This is a genomic window from Streptomyces sp. M2CJ-2 (genome assembly GCF_016757295.1).
Lineage (GTDB): Bacteria > Actinomycetota > Actinomycetes > Streptomycetales > Streptomycetaceae > Streptomyces.
This window is the reverse complement of sequence record NZ_JAESIF010000002.1, coordinates 252,913-269,635: the sequence shown is the minus strand read 5'-3', so window position 1 is coordinate 269,635 and position 16,723 is coordinate 252,913. Positions and strand designations below refer to the sequence as shown.

The following is a 16,723-nucleotide window of genomic DNA, read 5'->3' as shown; positions in this document are numbered from 1 at the left end:
TCGCCTCGCGCCACTCCTGGGAGCACAGACGAAGGTGCGGTCGGCGTGGGCCCATTAGGGTGAGTCCATGCCAGCGAGCTATGCGTACCTCGGCCCCGAGGGCACCTTCACCGAGGTGGCCCTGCGCACCCTTCCGGAGTCGGCCACCCGGGAGCTGATCCCGTATGTGTCCGTGCAGTCCGCGCTCGACGCGGTACGCGCCGGTGAGGCCGAGGCCGCGTTCGTCCCCATCGAGAACTCCGTCGAGGGCGGCATCACCACCACCCTCGACGAACTGGTCGCGGGCACCCCGCTGATGATCTACCGCGAGGTGCTGCTGTCGATCACCTTCGCGCTGCTCGTCCGCCCCGGCACCAAGCTGTCGGACATCAAGACGGTCACCGCCCACCCCGCCGCCCAGCCACAGGTGCGCAACTGGCTGAAGCAGCACCTCCCGGACGCCGCCTGGGAATCGGCCGCCTCCAACGCGGACGGGGCCCGTCTGGTGCAGGAGGGCCGGTACGACGCGGCTTTCGCCGGCGAGTTCGCGGCGGCCCTGTACGGGCTGGAGGCCCTGGAGGCCGGAATCCATGACGCGGAGAACGCCCAGACCCGCTTCGTGCTGGTCGGACGCCCGGCCCGACCCGCCGCACGCACGGGTGCGGACAAGACGTCCATCGTGCTGTGGCAGCGCGACGACCACCCCGGTGGCCTGCGCGATCTGCTGGGCGAGTTCGCCACACGGGGCGTCAACCTGATGCTGCTCCAGTCCCGGCCCACCGGCGCCGGTATCGGCAATTACTGTTTCTGCATCGACGCCGAGGGACATATCTCGGACCGCAGGGTGGCCGAGACGTTGACGGGGCTCAAGCGGGTCTGTCTCCAGGTGCGCTTCCTCGGCTCGTACCCGCGTGCGGATGTACAGCCGACGGAGGTACGGGATCCGCTGCCCGGGACGTCGGACGCCGAGTTCGTGTCCGCGGCGGACTGGGTGGCGCGATGCCAGGACGGCCGGTTCTGAGAGACCCCAGCCGGGGTGGGGCCGGTCCTACCTGCTGATTTTCGTTATCCACAGAAGTTATCCACAGGCCTGCTACTCGACCTGGGGACAAGTCGACAGCATTGCTCCGTTCGGTCGACAAATCCCCCTAGTACCCATGACTGCATTCACACGCCCATGGATCGCCCTTCGTTCGCTCTTTTCCTTTCGGCAACCCTTTGGAACGACCCCTTCCTCCTCGAAAGTGGAGGTAAGGGGAGTTCGCGCCGGGAATCCTCCCTCCGGCGACGCGTTTCGGAGTGATCGATTCCGATGTCCACAGATTTTCTTCACACCCTGTGGATAACTTTCGAAAGACTGTGGACACCTGTGGACAACCAGGCCTCAGGTCCCGTTTCTCGCAAGGAATTCCAGTCAACGGCCCTCCCGAACGACTGACTCTTTCCAGGGAGCGGCCCCCGCGCATTGACCACCCGTCTAGCACCCGTCGCCCCCGTCGGCCCCGACGGGTTCGGGAACATATCGCGCACACCGCCCATAACGGAATGTGATCGATCCCCTCGGAATAGCGAGTCGTTGGCTGTCACCGCGCACCGGTAGCCTTGACCGCGTGATTGACCTTCGCCTGCTCCGTGAGGACCCCGACCGTGTGCGCGCTTCGCAGCGTGCCCGTGGAGAGGACGTCGCGCTCGTCGACTCCCTCCTGTCCGCCGACGAACGGCGGAGGTCGTCCGGCGTCCGCTTCGACGAGCTGCGCGCCGAGCAGAAGGCGCTCGGCAAGCTCATCCCCAAGGCGACCGGCGACGAGAAGGCCGAGCTGCTGAAGAAGGCCGGCACGCTCGCCGCCGACGTCAAGGCTGCCGACGCCGAGCGGGACGCGGCGGCGGCCGAGACCCAGGAGCTCCTGGGCAGGCTGAGCAATCTCGTCCACCCCGACGTCCCCGTCGGCGGTGAGGAGGACTTCGTCACGCTGGAGACGCACGGCACCGCCCGCGACTTCAGCGCCGAGGGGTTCGAGCCCAAGGACCACCTGGAGCTCGGTCAGCTCCTCGGCGCCATCGACGTCGAGCGCGGCGCCAAGGTCTCCGGCTCGCGCTTCTACTTCCTGACCGGCGTCGGCGCCCTGCTCGAGCTGGCGCTGGTGAACGCCGCGATCGCCCAGGCCACCGCGGCAGGCTTCACGCCGATGCTGACCCCTGCCCTGGTCCGCCCCCAGTCCATGGCGGGCACCGGCTTCCTCGGCCAGGCGGCCCAGGACGTCTACCACCTCGAGAAGGACGACCTCTACCTGGTCGGCACGTCCGAGGTACCGCTCGCCGCGTACCACATGGACGAGATCATCAACGCCGACCGGCTGCCGCTGCGCTACGCGGGCTTCTCGCCCTGCTTCCGCCGCGAGGCCGGCTCGCACGGCAAGGACACCCGCGGCATCTTCCGCGTGCACCAGTTCGACAAGGTCGAGATGTTCTCCTACGTCACTCCCGAGGAGTCACAGGCGGAGCATCAGCGGCTGCTGGAGTGGGAGAAGCAGTGGCTGACGTCGCTGGAGCTGCCGTTCCGCGTGATCGACGTCGCCTCGGGCGACTTGGGCTCCTCGGCCTCGCGCAAGTACGACTGCGAGGCGTGGATCCCGACCCAGGGCAAGTACCGCGAGCTGACCTCGACCTCGGACTGCACCGAGTACCAGTCCCGCCGGCTCCAGATCCGGGTGCGTGAGGGCAAGACGGTGCGTCCGCTGGCCACGCTCAACGGCACCCTGTGCGCCGTGCCGCGCACCATCGTGGCGATCCTGGAGAACCACCAGCAGGCGGACGGCTCGGTGCGGGTGCCCGAGGTGCTGCGTCCGTACCTGGGTGGCCGGGAGCTCCTGGAGCCGGTCACCAAGTGAGTACGCCGTTCCCCTATCAGCTCATCGCCACCGACCTCGACGGCACACTGCTGCGTGACGACCACTCGGTCTCCCGCCGCACCCGTGACGCGCTCGCCGCGGCCACCGCGGCGGGCGCCGCCCACATCGTCGTCACCGGGCGCGCGGTCCCCTGGACCCGGCCCATCCTCGACGACCTCGGCTACCAGGGGCTCGCCGTCTGCGGCCAGGGTGCCCAGGTGTATGACGCGGGAGCGCACCGGCTGCTCACCTCGGTGACGCTGGACCGGCAACTGGCCGCCGTGGCGCTGGCCAAGATCGAGGCGGAGGTCGGCCCGCTTCACCTGGCCGGGAGCCGCGCCGGGCTGGACGGCGAGGTGCTGGTGGGCCCCGGATACGAAGTGCAGGGCCCGCTGCCCGCGATTCCGTTCACGGACGCGTCGGACCTGTGGGCGGCGCCGCTGAACAAGGTGTACATCCAGCATCCGGCCCTCACCGACGACGAACTCGTCGATGCGGCCACCCGCACCGCGGGCGGTTTCGTCACCGTCACCATGGCGGGCGAGGGCATCGTCGAACTGCTCCCTCTCGGTCTGTCCAAGGCCACCGGGCTGTCCCTGGCCGCTCGTCGGCTGGGGGCGAAGGCCACGGGGACGATCGCGTTCGGCGACATGCCGAACGACATCCCGATGTTCGCCTGGGCCGCGCAGGGCGTCGCCATGGCCAACGCCCACCAGGATCTGCGGTCGGTGGCCGACGAGGTGACGTCCTCCAACGAGGAGGACGGAATCGCGGTGGTGGTGGAGCGGTTGCTGGGCTGAGGCCCGGCGTTCGGCGTTCGGCGTTCGGCGTTCGGCGTTCGGCGTTCGGCGTTCGGCGGAGGATGCACGGATCGAACGTGCGCGGGCTTTCCAGGCCCGACCATGGCTTGAACCAAGCCAGTGCCTTACCACTCGGCCAATCCTCCGGGTGGGCGGCCCACGCGACGATGTGCGCGTGCTCGAAGCGGCCGCCCCGGGCAGGTCCCCGTGCGGGACGGACTCGACGGAGTTGTAGGGATCACTCCGGAATCCGCCGTGGGCTGCCCTGACGGGAGCCGGACGTACTGCCGTGCATGGACATCGTCCCGCTCCTCTCCCAGCAGACGGCGCCGGACCTTCCCGGCGATGCGGACACCACCACTCTGCCCGCCGGGGGAGGTCCGGCGCCACCGAATTCGAACGCGGCGGGCGGCGCCTGCCCGGCCGCCGCCCGCCACTCGGCCGAAAGCCCTCACTCCTCGCCTGCGAGCGTGAGCGTGCGCAGCTTCTGACCGGCGTACCAGGTGGCCAGCACGGTGACGACGACCAGCAGGATCGTCGCGGTCGTCAGGCCGACGTCCGAGGTGACCAGGTCACCGCCGGCGACCTTCTGGGCGACCGCCAGCGACCACTGCTGGATGCTCAGCGTGCGGGCACCAGGCACCAGGGAGCCGAACAGGGCCTCCCAGACCAGCGCGTAGACCAGACCGAACACCACCGCGTGCCGGGAGACCGTGCCGAGCAGCAGGAAGAGCGCCGCGTACGCGATGGAGGCGACCAGCGCGGCCACCGTGTAGGCGACGGCGATCTGCTGGCCGTTGCCGTTCAGGATGAAGCCCGCGACCAGGGTGGGAACCGCCGAGAAGACCATCGTCACGGCGATCGCCACGATCAGCTTGGTGTAGATGATCGTGGGTCGCTTGACCGGCTTGGACAGCAGGTAGACCACCGAGCCGTCGTCGATCTCGGGACCGATCGCACCGGTACCCGCGATGACACCGATGATCGGCACCATCGTGGCGAGCGCCAGCCCGCCGAGGATGTCGGCCGCGGTCTGGTCGTCGGCACCGGCGAGGACGCGCACCGCCAGGGAGATCGCGATCAGCAGCAGCGGCAGGGCACCCAGGATGAGGGCCCGGCGACGGCCGAGCAGGGCCCGGTAGGTGAGCCGGGCGACTGTGGGGTCGTACATGGTGTTCGGCCTCCTACGCCGCGACGAGATACGAGAAGACGGACTCGAGGGACTCGTCGGACGGCGAGACCGTGAGCAGGCGGATGCCGTGTTCCTTCGCGACCCTGGGCAGCAGGGACGTGAAGCGGCCGAAGTCGACGGCCTGGATCCGCAGCACGCCCTCGCCGTGGTCGACCTCGATGCCGGACGTGGACGGGTCCGCGATCAGCGCGGCCGCGAGGGCACGGTCGTCACTGGAGCGCACCGAATAACGGTGCGGGCGGTCCGTCATCAGCCGGCGGATCTTGCGGAAGTCACCGCTGGCCGCGTGCCGGCCGGCGACGACGACCTCGATGTGCCAGGCGAGCTGCTCGACCTCCTCGAGGATGTGGGAGGAGAACAGCACGGTGCGGCCCTCGTCGCCCATGCGCCGCAGCAGGTCCATCAGCTGCATGCGCTGGCGCGGGTCCATTCCGTTGAACGGCTCGTCCAGCAGGAGCAGGGACGGCTCGTGGACCAGCGCGGAGGCCATCTTCACGCGCTGTCGCATGCCCTTGGAGTACGTGGCGATCTTGCGGTCCTGCGCGTACTCCATCTCGACCGTCGCCAGTGCCCGCTGGGCCTCCTTGGCGCCCAGTCCGTGCAGTTCGGCGTTGGCGAGGACGAACTCGCGGCCGGTGAGGAAGTCGTACATCGCCTCCCGCTCGGGGACGATGCCGATGTGCCGGTAGATCTTCTCGTTGCGCCACACCGCCTGTCCGTCGAGGGTGACGGTGCCGGTGGAGGGGGCGAGGAAGCCGGCCATCATGTTGATGAGGGTGGACTTTCCGGCGCCGTTGGGGCCGAGCAGGCCGGTGACGCCGGGGCCGACGGTCATGGTGACGTCGTTGACGGCGACCACGTTGCCGAACCAGCGGGAGACATGGTCGATGGAGAGCGTGGTCACAGGCCCACCTTCCGGTAGCGGCGCGTCAGGAGGCCGTAGCAGGCCGCGATCAGGCCGAGGGTGAAGAGGACGTACACCACGCCCTCGCCGTTCGTCGGGCCCACTCCGCCCGGGAAGGTGGAGCCGGCACCGAGGAAGGCGGACTGCACGCCGTCGATGAGAGTGACCGGCGAGAACAGCCCGATCCAGGCGATCGCCCCGGAACTGCCCTGGAACTCGGCGATCGCCTGGAGGGTGGAGACCGCTCCGTAGGAGATGGTCAGGACGGCGATCACGGCGGCGATGCCGAAGCCGCGGCGCGGGGTGACCGCGGCGATGACCAGGCCGATACCGCCGAAGAGCAGCGAGAGCAGTGCCACGGAGACGAGTCCCTGTGCGAACCCCTTGGTCTGGTCGGCGAAGTCGAGTTCGGCCAGCAGCGCGCCCACATAGAGCACCAGCAGGGGAGTGGCGGTCAGGATGAACAGGGCCGTGGCCAGGGCCGCGAACTTGGCGCGCACGTAGTCGGCGGTCTCGATGGGCCGCGAGAAGTACAGCGGCACGGTCTTGAAGCGCAGGTCGCGCGAGACGGACTGGGGTGCCTGCGAGGCGACGTACAGGCTGATGACGGCCTGCATGATGATCGCGTAGCGCGTGTAGTCGACGGGCAGTTCCTTCGCCTTGGTGGCGACCGCGACGGCGACCATGATGGCGGCGGGCACGCACATCACCACGAACAGCAGCATCGGCAGCACCTTGGACTTCACCGAGCGGCCGAGGCCGTAGGAGCCGCGCAGGGACTGCGAGAACAGCGAGAGCCTGGCGTAGGAGCGGCCGAGGCGGGGGCCGTCGTAGGAGCGGTAACCGATGTTGTGGATGCGGGTCTGGTCACCCGCTGCCGGTGCGGGTGACCGCAGGGGCTGCTCAACCGCCATGGCCGACCGCCTCCTTCCGCTGCGTGCCGTTGCCGGTGTCGGGGCCGGCCACGGTGTCGGTGTCGTTCTTGAAGACCTCGGAGATGTGGTGGCGGCGCTGTTCCATGCGCACCAGGCCGAGCCCGAGGTCGGCGATCACGTCCCGCACCAGGTCGTAGGTCTCCTCGCCCTGCGCCGTGAGTAGGAGGATGTGGCCGGCGCCCGGCAGTCCGCTGCCGTCCTGCACGGTCACCCCGCGCGCGTGGAGCGCGTCACGCACCGCGCGGGTGCCGTCGGGGTGCTCGTCGGTGTCGGTGACCTCGATCGCGAGGGTCGTCGTGATCTGGGTGAAGTCCGTGGTGGAGCTGGAGCGCAGCAGCTTGCCGCCGTCGACGACGACCACGTGGTCGCAGGTGCGCTCGAGTTCGCCCAGCAGGTGGGAGGTGACCAGGACCGAGATGCCGAAGTCGGTGTGGATCCGGCGGATCAGGCCGAGCATCTCGTCGCGGCCGACGGGGTCGAGACCGTTGGTCGGCTCGTCCAGGAAGACCAGTTCCGGGTCGTGCACCAGGGCCTGTGCGAGCTTCACACGCTGCTTCATGCCGGTGGAATAGCCGCCCATGGGGCGGTAGCGCTCCTCGTACAGGCCGACGTGGCGCAGGGTGTCCGCGGTGCGCTCCCGCGCGGCGGTGGGCGGCAGGCCGGACATGCGGGCCATGTGGACGACGAACTCGGTGGCCGAGACGTCCGGCGGCAGGCAGTCGTGCTCCGGCATGTAGCCCACCCGCTCGCGGATGGCGGCACCCTTGGTCGCGACGTCGAGGCCGAGCACTTCGGCGCGGCCCTCCGTGGCGGGGGACAGACCCAGAAGGATCTTGATCAGTGTGGACTTGCCGGCTCCGTTGGCTCCGACGAGTCCGGTCACACCGGGCCCGACTTCCATGGAGAGCCGGTCAAGCGCGGTCACCCTGGGGAACCGCTTGCTCAGGCTTTCGGTCGCGATCACAGTCACGCCCCCGACGTTAGTGGCCCGCGCCACGGGAGTCGTCAGACCGGAGAGCCGTCTTGGAGTCCCCCTGGAGTCGTACGGGCCCGTAGGGGGCCTCGCCGGGGAGTGGTGCGGGACATGGGCGGTGCGCCGGAGCGCCCGGGTGGAGCCGTCCTTCTGAGAAGGCTGGTGGAACTCCGCAGCGGTTGTCCACAGGGACACCCAATTCCGCTGTGGATAACCACACTTGGCTGTGGATCAAACATTCTGGGCAAAATTGATCGCGTGATGCGCATCTCTCCCGGCAGGCTGGGCGGATGGATGAAAGACGCACCGTGAAGGTGTCGAAGTACCTCGCCAGGCATCTGCGCCATACGCCCGAGGAGATCGGGCTCGCCCTCGACGAGGCCGGCTGGGTCGAGATCGACACGCTGATCGCCGCGGCGACCGCACACGGTTTCCGGTTCACCCGGGCGGAACTGGAACACGTGGTCGCCGCCAACGACAAACAGCGCTTCGTGATCGAGGGCACCCGGATCCGCGCCAGTCAGGGTCACAGCGTCGAGGTCGACCTGGGACTGCCGTCGGCTGTCCCACCGCCGTACCTCTTCCACGGCACCGTCGGCCGCCACGTGGCCGCCATCCGTGCCGAGGGTCTGCTGCCCATGGACCGGCACGACGTGCACCTCTCCGCCGACCGTGCGACGGCGGCCCGCGTCGGCGCCCGTAGGGGCCGCCCGGTGGTCCTCTCCGTGGACTCGGCGGCCATGCACCGCGACGGCCACGTCTTCCGGGTGAGCGCGAACGGCGTATGGCTGACCGCCGCAGTACCCCCTCGGTATCTGCGGTTCCCCGAGAGCCACTGAACCGGCGGTTCCCTCGGCTCCCGCCACCGTGAGTTCCGCATGGGTGACGCTGTCGCGCTTTCCCGACGGCCGACCACACCGCACGATCAGCGGTATGGACCGTCTGCCCACCACCGAGGCCGCCGTCACCGCCCTCCGGGCCCTCGCCGAGAGGTACGAGCGCGAGATCCGCGAGATCCGCGAGATCAAGGTCACCCATGACGTAGGCGCCGACCGGGCGTCACGCCGCACCGCGGCGGGCGTGGGAGTCACCACCGACCCGGACGGCTCCCTCCCCCATGAGGCCTACGTCGAGTTCGGCGGCCTCTCCCACGTCAGGGGGCGGTGCTTCCTGCCGGGTCACTTTCTGACGGTGCCGCTGCCCGGGGACCGGACGCACAAGCAGTTCATCCCGATGATCGTCCTCACACCCCGGCTGAGCGCACGCGTGCGGTGAGCGCTTCACGTTGATCGTTCGACCGGCGGCTCCGGCGGCTCCGGCGGCTCCGGCGAACCACCGGGTCCCGTCGCGGACCGCCGGGCGGACAGCCCCGCGTGCCGGACGAATCCGTCACCGCGTCCGGGGAAGACGGGCGAAATGGGAGAGATCCGGGTCGGAACCTGCTCGTGGACGGACCGGGCGCTGGTGTCCAGCGGCTGGTATCCGGCAGGCCACCGTGACGCGGAGGGCAGACTGCGGCACTACGCCACACGGTTCCCGGTGGCAGAGGTGGACTCCACCTATTACGGGCTGCCCAGCGCCCGTAACAGCCTTCTGTGGACCGAGCGCACCCCTGAGGGCTTCCGGTTCGACGTGAAGGCGTTCTCCCTGCTCACCGGACATCCGACACGGCCCGAAGCGCTGCCCGCCGAGCTGCGGCCGGCCCTCGCACGGCAGCGGGGGCGGGCAGGCGTCGATCCCGGGCTGCTCGACGAGGTGTGGGACCGGTACAGCGCGGCCCTCGAACCACTGCGCGCGTCCGGCCGTCTGGGGACGCTGGTTTTCCAGTTCCCGCACCGGCTCGTACCGGGGAGGCCGGCGGTGGAATTCCTGCGCCGGTGCCGTGAGCGTGCCGCGGGATGGCCGATGGCCGTGGAGTTCCGACACCCCGGCTGGTGGCGCGAGGAACAGGTCGATGCGACGACCGCCCTGTTGACGGAGCTGGACACGGCCGCCGTGGCCGTGGACATGGTGCAGACGCTTCCCGCTTCCGTGCCACCGGTCGTACGGGTCACCACCCCGGAACTCGCCCTGGTGCGCTTCCACGGCCGCAACAGCGCGTGGGGGACCGGCACCAAGGAAGAGAGGTTCCGCCACTCGTACACGCCCGAAGAACTCTCCGAGTGGACACCGCGCGTCCGCGAGATGGCCGAGCAGGCTCGGGAGGTCCACGTCCTGTTCAACAACTGCTGCGGTGACGCCGCCGTCCGCGCCGCGCAGTCGATGCGACACCTGCTCGGTCTCTCGTAAAGTCGTCCCCATGCGACTGAGCACTGTGATCCTGCCGATCGACCGCTGGCACGAGGGGGGCTGCGACAAGTGGCGGCGCGCCGAGGAGCTCGGCTTCCACGCCGCCTACACCTACGACCACCTGTCCTGGCGGACCTTCCGGGACGGCCCCTGGTTCGGCGCGGTCCCCACGCTCACCGCCGCCGCGGCGGCCACCGAACGGCTCCGGCTCGGCACGCTCGTCACCTCGCCGAACTTCCGGCACCCGGTGACCCTCGCCAAGGAACTGATCTCCCTCGACGACATCTCCGGCGGGCGCGTCACCCTCGGTATCGGCGCGGGCGGAACCGGTTTCGACGCCACCGCGCTCGGCCAGGAGCCGTGGACACCGCGCGAGCGGGCCGACCGCTTCGCGGAGTTCGTCCCACTGCTCGACCGGCTGCTCACCGAGGACTCCGTGTCGTACCAGGGCGACTTCTACGCGGCGCACGAGGCCCGTGGCATCCCGGGTTGTGTGCAGCGACCCCGGTTGCCGTTCGCCGTGGCCGCCACCGGACCGCGTGGGCTGCGGCTCGCCGCACGGCACGGGCAGGCGTGGGTGACCACGGGTGACCCGAAGCTGTACGAGAACGGCACGCCCGAACAGTCGGTTCACGCCATTCGCGGTCAGGTGGAGAAGCTGGCCGACGCCTGCGCCGAGCGCGGGCGGGACGTGGCCGAGCTGGACAAGATCCTGCTCACGGGATTCACCCCGGACCGGGGCCGACCGCTGGGGTCCCTCGACGCGTTCGTCGACTTCGCGGGCCGCCACACGGAGCTGGGATTCACCGAGATCGTGCTCCACTGGCCCATCCCGGACTCGGACTTCGCAGCGGACCGGAAGATCTTCGAGCGGATCGCCATGGAGGCGCCGGCGCAGCTGTCCTGAGCAGGGGCCCGACCGGCGGGACGATGCCCGCGCCCCCACGGCGACCGCTTCATCGAGGGCTCCGGGGAGCATCGAAGAGCGGTAACCACTCACATGTGCGGAGTGCCGCACGGTCGTGCGGGCGCATACGGGACAATGACCGGGTGACCTCAGCGATCCGACAGCCCGCCACCCCGGGCTCTCCCCAGTTCTCGACCTCGCTCGAGCAGGAAGGCAGCCCCGTCACCCCACCGCGGCTCATCGCCACCGACCTCGACGGCACCCTGCTGCGCGACGACAAGTCGGTGTCCCCCCGCACGGTCGCCGCACTGGCCGCCGCCGAGGAGGCGGGCATCGAGGTTTTCTTCGTCACCGGCCGCCCGGCCCGCTGGATGGACGTCGTCAGCGACCATGTCCACGGCCACGGGCTCGCCATCTGCGGCAACGGCGCCGCCGTCGTCGACCTGCACGGCGGCCCCGGCACCCACCGTTTCGTGAAGGTGCGGGAGCTCGCCCGGCAGAACGCGCTGGACGCGGTGCGGCTGCTGCGCGACGCCGCACCGGGCACCGTGTACGCCGTCGAGCAGACCTACGGCTTCAACCAGGAGCCGGCGTACCCGAAGCTGCACATGGAGGTCCCGGACCTCCTGGCCCCCGCCGAGGAACTGCTGGCGCCGGACGCCCCCGCCGGCGGCGAACCGGTGCTCAAGATCCTCGCCCACCACCCCGAAATCGACCCCGACGCCTTCCTCACCCTGGCACGGCTGGCCATCGGCACCCGTGCCAACGTCACCCGCTCCAGCCCGAGCGCCCTGCTGGAGATCAGCGGTCCCGACGTGTCCAAGGCGAGCACGCTCGCCCTGTGCTGCGCCGAACGCGGAATCTCACACGAGCAGGTCGTGGCGTTCGGGGACATGCCCAACGACATCGAGATGCTCACCTGGGCGGGTCGTTCCTATGCGATGAGCAATGCCCACCCGGACGTCCTCGCCGCCGCCTCGGGGCAGACGGTCGCCAACAACGAGGACGGAGTGGCCGTGGTGATCGAACAGCTGCTTGCGGAACACTCCTGAGTGCCGGGGCTCGCTCAGAGGGTCAGGCCTCGTTGTGCGAGCCACGACACCGGGTCCACCGCCGAGCCCATCTCCGGCGTGACCCGCACCTCGAAATGCAGATGCGGTCCGGTGGAGTTGCCGCTGGTCCCGGACTGGCCGATCCACTGCCCGGGCGAGACACGGTCGCCCTGGTCCACTGTGACGGCGGCCAGATGGGCGTACTGCGTGTAGTAGCCGCCCGTGTGCTGGACCACGATCTCGATGCCGAAGGCCCCTCCGCAGGACACCTTCACCACCCTGCCCGCGCCCACGGACCGCACCGGCGTGCCGATCGGCACCGCGAAGTCCTGCCCGGTGTGCCGGTTCGCCCAGAGTGTGCCGCCACTCCCGTAGGACGCGGACAGCACATAGGTCTCCACCGGTGACACCCAGGAGTCGGTGAACCGGAACTCCGGCTGGCCGAGCCGCACCGCACCGCGGCAGGAGCCGGCCGTGACCGAGGCGTCCGCCTGCCCCTGCAGCTGCCACCGCGCCGTCTCGAGTTTCTGCTCGATGCCGTTCTTCAGGTCGGCGAGTTCCTTGTTCCGCTTTTCCAGCGCTTTCCACGCCCCCGCCGCCTTCGCCTCGTCACGGGCGACCCGTGCCTCGGCTCGTGCGTTCTTCTCGATCGCGTGGTCGAGGGCGACATGTGCCTTCCACAGGGCTCGCTGACCTCGCATCATCTCCTCGGGATCGTCCGCGAGGAGGATGTGCGCGGTCAGCGGCACCCCACCGCCGGTGCGGTACTGGGAGCGTGCGATCCGGCCCAGATCCCCGCGCAGGACAGCGGACTCCTTCCGCTCCCGGTCGAGCAGCTTCTCCAGCCGCTGTGCCTCGGCCCGCTGTCGGTCGGCCTCGCGCCTGCCCGCCTCGTACTTCAGGGTCGCCGCGGCCGCTTCCTCGTAAAGCCGCACCACCTGTGCGCTGACACCGGATTCCGAGCCGTGGCCGGGGGCCCGGGGCACCTCGCCGTCGGTGGGCCGGGCGGCGAGCACGGCGAGCGCGCACAGCGGCACGGCGACGAGCAGCGGATGACGGCGGGTGAGGCGCATGACAGCGATCCTTGCGCCGCTCGGGCACCCGGTCCTGTTCATGTCGTACGCCTGGGGGAGCGTGCGACCCGGATGGACCAGCGATACCGCCGAAAAGGGGCCCGCCCGGTCGGGGTTGACACCCTGTCACGCATGCCCCCCGTGGTCACGTCTGTGGCGGCCCGGACCCCGCGTCCCGGTCAGTTCACCACCGCCAGCCGGTCCGACTCGGCCTCACGTCGCAGCATCCGCCGCAACGGCCCGGCCACAGCGGCCAGTTCCCCGTATGCTCCGCGCTGCACCACACGTCCCTCGTCCAGCACGATCACCTCGTCCACCGCCGCCAGTCCGGCCAGCCGGTGGGTGATGAGCAGTGTCGTGCGGCCCTCGGTGGCGGCCAGCAGATCGGTGGTGAGCGCGTCCGCGGTCGGCAGGTCGAGGTGCTCCGCGGGCTCGTCCAGCACCAGCACGGGGAAGTCCGCGAGCAACGCCCTGGCCAGCGCCAGGCGCTGCCGCTGGCCCCCGGAGAGCCGTGCCCCGTGCTCGCCGACGAGGGTGTCCAGGCCGTCGGGCAGGCTGTCGGCCCACTCCAGCAGCCTGGCACGGGCGAGCGCGTCGCGCAGTTCGCCCTCGGTGGCGTCCCGCTTCGCGAGCAGCAGGTTCTCGCGCACCGAGCTGTCGAAGAGGTGGGCGTCCTGTGCGCACAGTCCGACCAGTCGTCGCACGTCGTCGCCGTCCAGGGCGTACGCGTCCACCCCGGCCAGTGTGTACGAGCCCGCCCCCGGGTCCAGGAACCGCAACAGCACCTGTGCAAGCGTCGTCTTGCCGGAGCCGGACGGGCCGACCACCGCGATCCTGCGGCCCTGCTCCAGCCTCAGGTCCAGTCCGGCGAGCGCGTCGCGTTCCTGCCCGGCGTACCGGGCCTCGAGCCCCTTGACCACGAGCGGGAACGGCGACGCGGGCGCCTGCCGGGGCCGTTCCGGCTCCTGTACGGGCACCGGGGCGTCCAGTACCTCGTACACGCGCTCGGCGCTCTTGCGCACTCGCTGACGGTGCTGCATGGCGAGCGGCAGTCCGAGTACGGCCTCGAAGGCCGCCAGCGGGGTGAGGACGACAACGGCCAGCGCCACGCCGTCCAGCCGGCCGGCGGACACCGCCTGCACGCCGACGAGAGCCGCGGCCGTGACGGTCAGACCCGAGATCAGTGCGGTGAGTCCGTCTCCGAGGGCGGTGGCGGTGGCCGCGCGCGAGGCGATCCGGGTGAGCGCTCCGTCGGCCCGCCGTGTCTGTGCGGTCCGCGTGGGCAGGGCGCCCGCGACCGTCAGCTCCGCGGTTCCGGTGAGCAGGTCGGTGACGCGGGTCGCGAGGACCCCGCGGGCGGGCGCCAGTCGGCGCTCCGCACGCCGGGCCACGGCGCCCGTGATCGCCGGCACACCGGCTCCCGCCGCGAGCAGCCCGGCCGCGAGCACGGCTCCGGCCTCGGGGAGCAGCCAGGCCGTGAAGCCGACGGACAGAGCCGAGACCACCACCGCCGCACCCGCCGGAAGCAGCCAGCGCAGCCAGTAGTCCTGCAGTTCGTCCACGTCGGCGACCAACCGGGAGAGCAGATCGCCCCGGCGTGCTCCTCGCAGTCCGGCAGGTGCCAGCCGCTCCAGCCGCCGGTACACGGCGACCCTGGTGTCGGCCAGCATCCTCAGCACCGCGTCGTGCGACACGAGGCGCTCGGCGTACCGGAACACGGCCCGTGCGATGCCGAAGGTCCGGGTCGCCGTGACGGCGACCATCAGGTACATCACGGGCGGCTGTTGCGAGGCCCAGGAGATGAGGTACCCGGACGTCGCCATGAGGCCCACGGCGCTGCCCAGCGCGAGGCTGCCGAGCAGCAGTGCGAGCGTGAGCCGCCCTCGGCGGGCACCGGACATGGCACGGACGCGGGCCAGCACGCCCCCCGGTCCGGCCGCCGCGACCGGCTCGGCCGGCACCGGACCCGCGGAGTCGGCCGGCTCGGCTTCCTCCACCCGTTCCCAGTCGAGTGTGGGCTGGACGTCCACCCGTTCCCTGTCGGCACCGAGGACGGTGTCGCCGTGCCCGGGCACCGGCCGGTCACCGGGTGCGGGTTCCGTCAGCCGCACCACACGGTCCGCCACCGCGAGCAGCGCCGGCCGGTGCACCACCAGCAGCACCGTCCGGCCTGCTGCCAGGCGCCGTACCGCCGCCACGACCTCGGCTTCGGTGGCGCCGTCCAGCGCGGCCGTCGGCTCGTCGAGCAGCAGCACGGGCCGGTCCGCGAGAAACGCACGGGCCAGCGCGAGCCGTTGCCGTTGCCCCGCGGAAAGTCCGGTTCCGTCCTCGCCCAGGACCGTACCGGCGCCCTCGGGCAACGCATCGACGAACTCCAGGGCACCCGCGTCCCGCAGAGCCCGGCGGACGGCGTCGTCGTCCGCGTCGGGCCGGGCCAGGCGTACATTCTCGGCGACCGTCCCGGCGTACAGGTGCGGTCGCTGCGGCACCCAGGCCACCTGGTTGTGCCACTGGGCCGGATCGATACCAGTGAGATCCGCTCCCCCGATCCGCACCCGCCCCTCGGCCGGCCGCACGAAGCCCAGCAGCACGTTCAGCAGCGTCGACTTGCCCGTCCCGCTCGGTCCGACGAGCGCGACCGTCTCGCCGGGTTCGACGGAGAAGGACACGTCCGACACGGCGTCCATCGACCGCCCGGGGTACCGGACGGTCACGCCCTCGAAGGACAGGGCGCCCGACGGCACCGACCCGGTCCCCGGGGCGGGCACGGGTGTCTCCAGGACCTCGAAGATCTCCTCCGCGGCAGCCAGCCCCTCTGCTGCCGCGTGGTACTGCGCGCCGACCTGCCGCAGCGGCAGATACGCCTCGGGCGCGAGGATCAGGATGAGTAGGCCGATGTACAGGTCCATGTCGCCGTACACGAGCCGCATACCGATCGTCACGGCGACCAGGGCCACCGAGAGAGTGGCGAGGAGTTCCAGCGCGAAGGAGGAGATGAAGGCGATCCGCAGGGTCCGCATGGTCGCCCTGCGGTATTCGGCGGTGATCCGTCGGATCGACTCCGCCTGTGCCTTGGCCCGCCCGAAGACCTTCAGTGTCGGCAGCCCGGCCACCACGTCGAGGAAGTGGCCGGACAACCGGGACAGCAGCTCCCACTGCCGGTCCATCCGGGACTGGGTGACCCAGCCGATCAGCATCATGAAGACCGGGATGAGCGGCAGTGTGACGACGATGATCGCCGCCGAGACCCAGTCCTCGGTGACGATCCGCGCCAGCACCGCCACCGGAACGACCACCGCGAGCCCCAGTTGGGGCAGATAGCGCGAGAAGTAACCGTCGAGGGCGTCGACCCCACGGGTCGCCAGGGCGACCAGCGAACCGGTGCGCTGCCCGGTCAGCCATCCCGGACCGAGTGCCGTGGCCCGCTCCAGCAGTCGGCCCCGCAACTCCGACTTGACCGCCGCGCTCGCCCGGTGCGCGGCCAGCTCGGTGAGCCAGCCGACCAGGGCGCGGCCGACCGCGACGCAGGCCAGGAGCATCACGGGAGTGCCGAGTTCGGCCAGGTCCAGGCCGTGCTGGAAGGCGCCCACCACCACTTCGGCGATGAGCATGGCCTGAGCGACCAGCAGCCCCGCGCCTACAGCGCCCAGGGTGACGACCGCCACCAGGAAGAGTCGTGTGGCACGGGCGTAACGGAGCAGTCGCGGGTCGATTGGTTTCACGTGAAACAC

At 70.6% G+C, this 16,723-nt stretch carries 14 protein-coding genes and 1 tRNA gene; 8 read left to right on the top strand and 7 right to left on the bottom strand.

Annotated features, from left to right (window positions below; genetic code table 11):
- The first annotated feature begins 67 nt into the window (after positions 1-67).
- From pheA to JL475_RS03635, 3 genes are all read left to right on the top strand, one after another.
- A complete protein-coding gene (gene pheA, locus JL475_RS03645) occupies positions 68-1,000 on the top strand; it encodes a prephenate dehydratase (protein WP_202275150.1) in 933 nt (310 codons plus the stop codon).
- Positions 1,001-1,589: 589 nt separating this feature from the next.
- On the top strand, positions 1,590-2,867 hold the full coding sequence (serS, locus tag JL475_RS03640; RefSeq protein WP_202275148.1) for a serine--tRNA ligase: 1,278 nt from the start codon (positions 1,590-1,592) through the stop codon (positions 2,865-2,867).
- A complete protein-coding gene (locus JL475_RS03635; RefSeq protein ID WP_202275147.1) occupies positions 2,864-3,667 on the top strand; it encodes an HAD family hydrolase in 804 nt (267 codons plus the stop codon). Before serS ends, JL475_RS03635 begins: the two co-directional genes overlap by 4 nt.
- Positions 3,668-3,723: 56 nt before the next feature.
- Here JL475_RS03635 and JL475_RS03630 read toward each other — a convergent pair.
- The 5 genes from JL475_RS03630 to JL475_RS03610 all read right to left on the bottom strand — a co-directional run bounded on the left by JL475_RS03630 (position 3,724) and on the right by JL475_RS03610 (position 7,662).
- Positions 3,724-3,813, bottom strand: a tRNA-OTHER gene (locus JL475_RS03630).
- Between the two features lie 305 nt (positions 3,814-4,118).
- Positions 4,119-4,838, bottom strand: a complete 720-nt coding sequence (locus tag JL475_RS03625; RefSeq protein ID WP_202275146.1) for an ABC transporter permease subunit — start codon at positions 4,836-4,838, stop codon at positions 4,119-4,121.
- Between the two features lie 13 nt (positions 4,839-4,851).
- Complete coding sequence (locus JL475_RS03620; protein WP_202275145.1) at positions 4,852-5,763, bottom strand: ABC transporter ATP-binding protein; 912 nt, start codon at positions 5,761-5,763, stop codon at positions 4,852-4,854.
- Entirely contained in the window at positions 5,760-6,677 is a 918-nt protein-coding gene (locus tag JL475_RS03615) for an ABC transporter permease subunit (protein WP_202275144.1), read from the bottom strand. Before JL475_RS03615 ends, JL475_RS03620 begins: the two co-directional genes overlap by 4 nt.
- Complete coding sequence (locus tag JL475_RS03610) at positions 6,667-7,662, bottom strand: ABC transporter ATP-binding protein (RefSeq protein WP_202275382.1); 996 nt, start codon at positions 7,660-7,662, stop codon at positions 6,667-6,669. The genes JL475_RS03615 and JL475_RS03610 overlap by 11 nt, the downstream gene beginning before the upstream one ends.
- A gap of 299 nt (positions 7,663-7,961) precedes the next feature.
- Between JL475_RS03610 and JL475_RS03605 the strand changes: the two genes are divergently transcribed.
- The 5 genes from JL475_RS03605 (at position 7,962) to JL475_RS03585 (ending at position 11,919) form a co-directional block, all read left to right on the top strand.
- Positions 7,962-8,510: an RNA 2'-phosphotransferase gene (locus JL475_RS03605; RefSeq protein WP_202275143.1), complete on the top strand. Its 549-nt coding sequence runs from the start codon at positions 7,962-7,964 to the stop codon at positions 8,508-8,510.
- Between the two features lie 94 nt (positions 8,511-8,604).
- Positions 8,605-8,946 (top strand): hypothetical protein, encoded by a 342-nt coding sequence (locus tag JL475_RS03600; RefSeq protein ID WP_202275142.1) that lies wholly within the window; start codon positions 8,605-8,607, stop codon positions 8,944-8,946.
- A 141-nt stretch (positions 8,947-9,087) separates the two neighbouring features.
- Positions 9,088-9,960, top strand: coding sequence for a DUF72 domain-containing protein (locus JL475_RS03595; protein WP_202275141.1), 873 nt, complete (start codon positions 9,088-9,090; stop codon positions 9,958-9,960).
- A gap of 10 nt (positions 9,961-9,970) precedes the next feature.
- Positions 9,971-10,867: an LLM class flavin-dependent oxidoreductase gene (locus JL475_RS03590; RefSeq protein ID WP_202275140.1), complete on the top strand. Its 897-nt coding sequence runs from the start codon at positions 9,971-9,973 to the stop codon at positions 10,865-10,867.
- A gap of 125 nt (positions 10,868-10,992) precedes the next feature.
- A complete protein-coding gene (locus JL475_RS03585) occupies positions 10,993-11,919 on the top strand; it encodes an HAD family hydrolase (RefSeq protein WP_202275380.1) in 927 nt (308 codons plus the stop codon).
- A 14-nt stretch (positions 11,920-11,933) separates the two neighbouring features.
- Here the strand turns inward: JL475_RS03585 and JL475_RS03580 are convergent, their stop codons facing one another.
- Together JL475_RS03580 and cydD are read right to left on the bottom strand one after the other, a co-directional pair.
- Positions 11,934-12,992 (bottom strand): M23 family metallopeptidase, encoded by a 1,059-nt coding sequence (locus JL475_RS03580; RefSeq protein WP_202275139.1) that lies wholly within the window; start codon positions 12,990-12,992, stop codon positions 11,934-11,936.
- A gap of 179 nt (positions 12,993-13,171) precedes the next feature.
- Positions 13,172-16,714, bottom strand: coding sequence for a thiol reductant ABC exporter subunit CydD (cydD, locus tag JL475_RS03575; protein WP_202275138.1), 3,543 nt, complete (start codon positions 16,712-16,714; stop codon positions 13,172-13,174).
- Positions 16,715-16,723: the final 9 nt, after the last annotated feature.

Excerpts from the sequence above, each read along its gene's own strand:
- JL475_RS03600 (WP_202275142.1), top strand. The coding sequence starts at position 8,605 with ATGGACCGTCTGCCCACCACCGAGGCCGCCGTCACCGCCCTCCGGGCC.
- JL475_RS03590 (WP_202275140.1), top strand. The coding sequence starts at position 9,971 with ATGCGACTGAGCACTGTGATCCTGCCGATCGACCGCTGGCACGAGGGG.
- JL475_RS03595 (WP_202275141.1), top strand. The coding sequence starts at position 9,088 with ATGGGAGAGATCCGGGTCGGAACCTGCTCGTGGACGGACCGGGCGCTG.
- JL475_RS03580 (WP_202275139.1), bottom strand. The coding sequence starts at position 12,992 with ATGCGCCTCACCCGCCGTCATCCGCTGCTCGTCGCCGTGCCGCTGTGC.
- JL475_RS03605 (WP_202275143.1), top strand. The coding sequence starts at position 7,962 with ATGGATGAAAGACGCACCGTGAAGGTGTCGAAGTACCTCGCCAGGCAT.
- JL475_RS03615 (WP_202275144.1), bottom strand. The coding sequence starts at position 6,677 with ATGGCGGTTGAGCAGCCCCTGCGGTCACCCGCACCGGCAGCGGGTGAC.
- JL475_RS03625 (WP_202275146.1), bottom strand. The coding sequence starts at position 4,838 with ATGTACGACCCCACAGTCGCCCGGCTCACCTACCGGGCCCTGCTCGGC.
- pheA (WP_202275150.1), top strand. The coding sequence starts at position 68 with ATGCCAGCGAGCTATGCGTACCTCGGCCCCGAGGGCACCTTCACCGAG.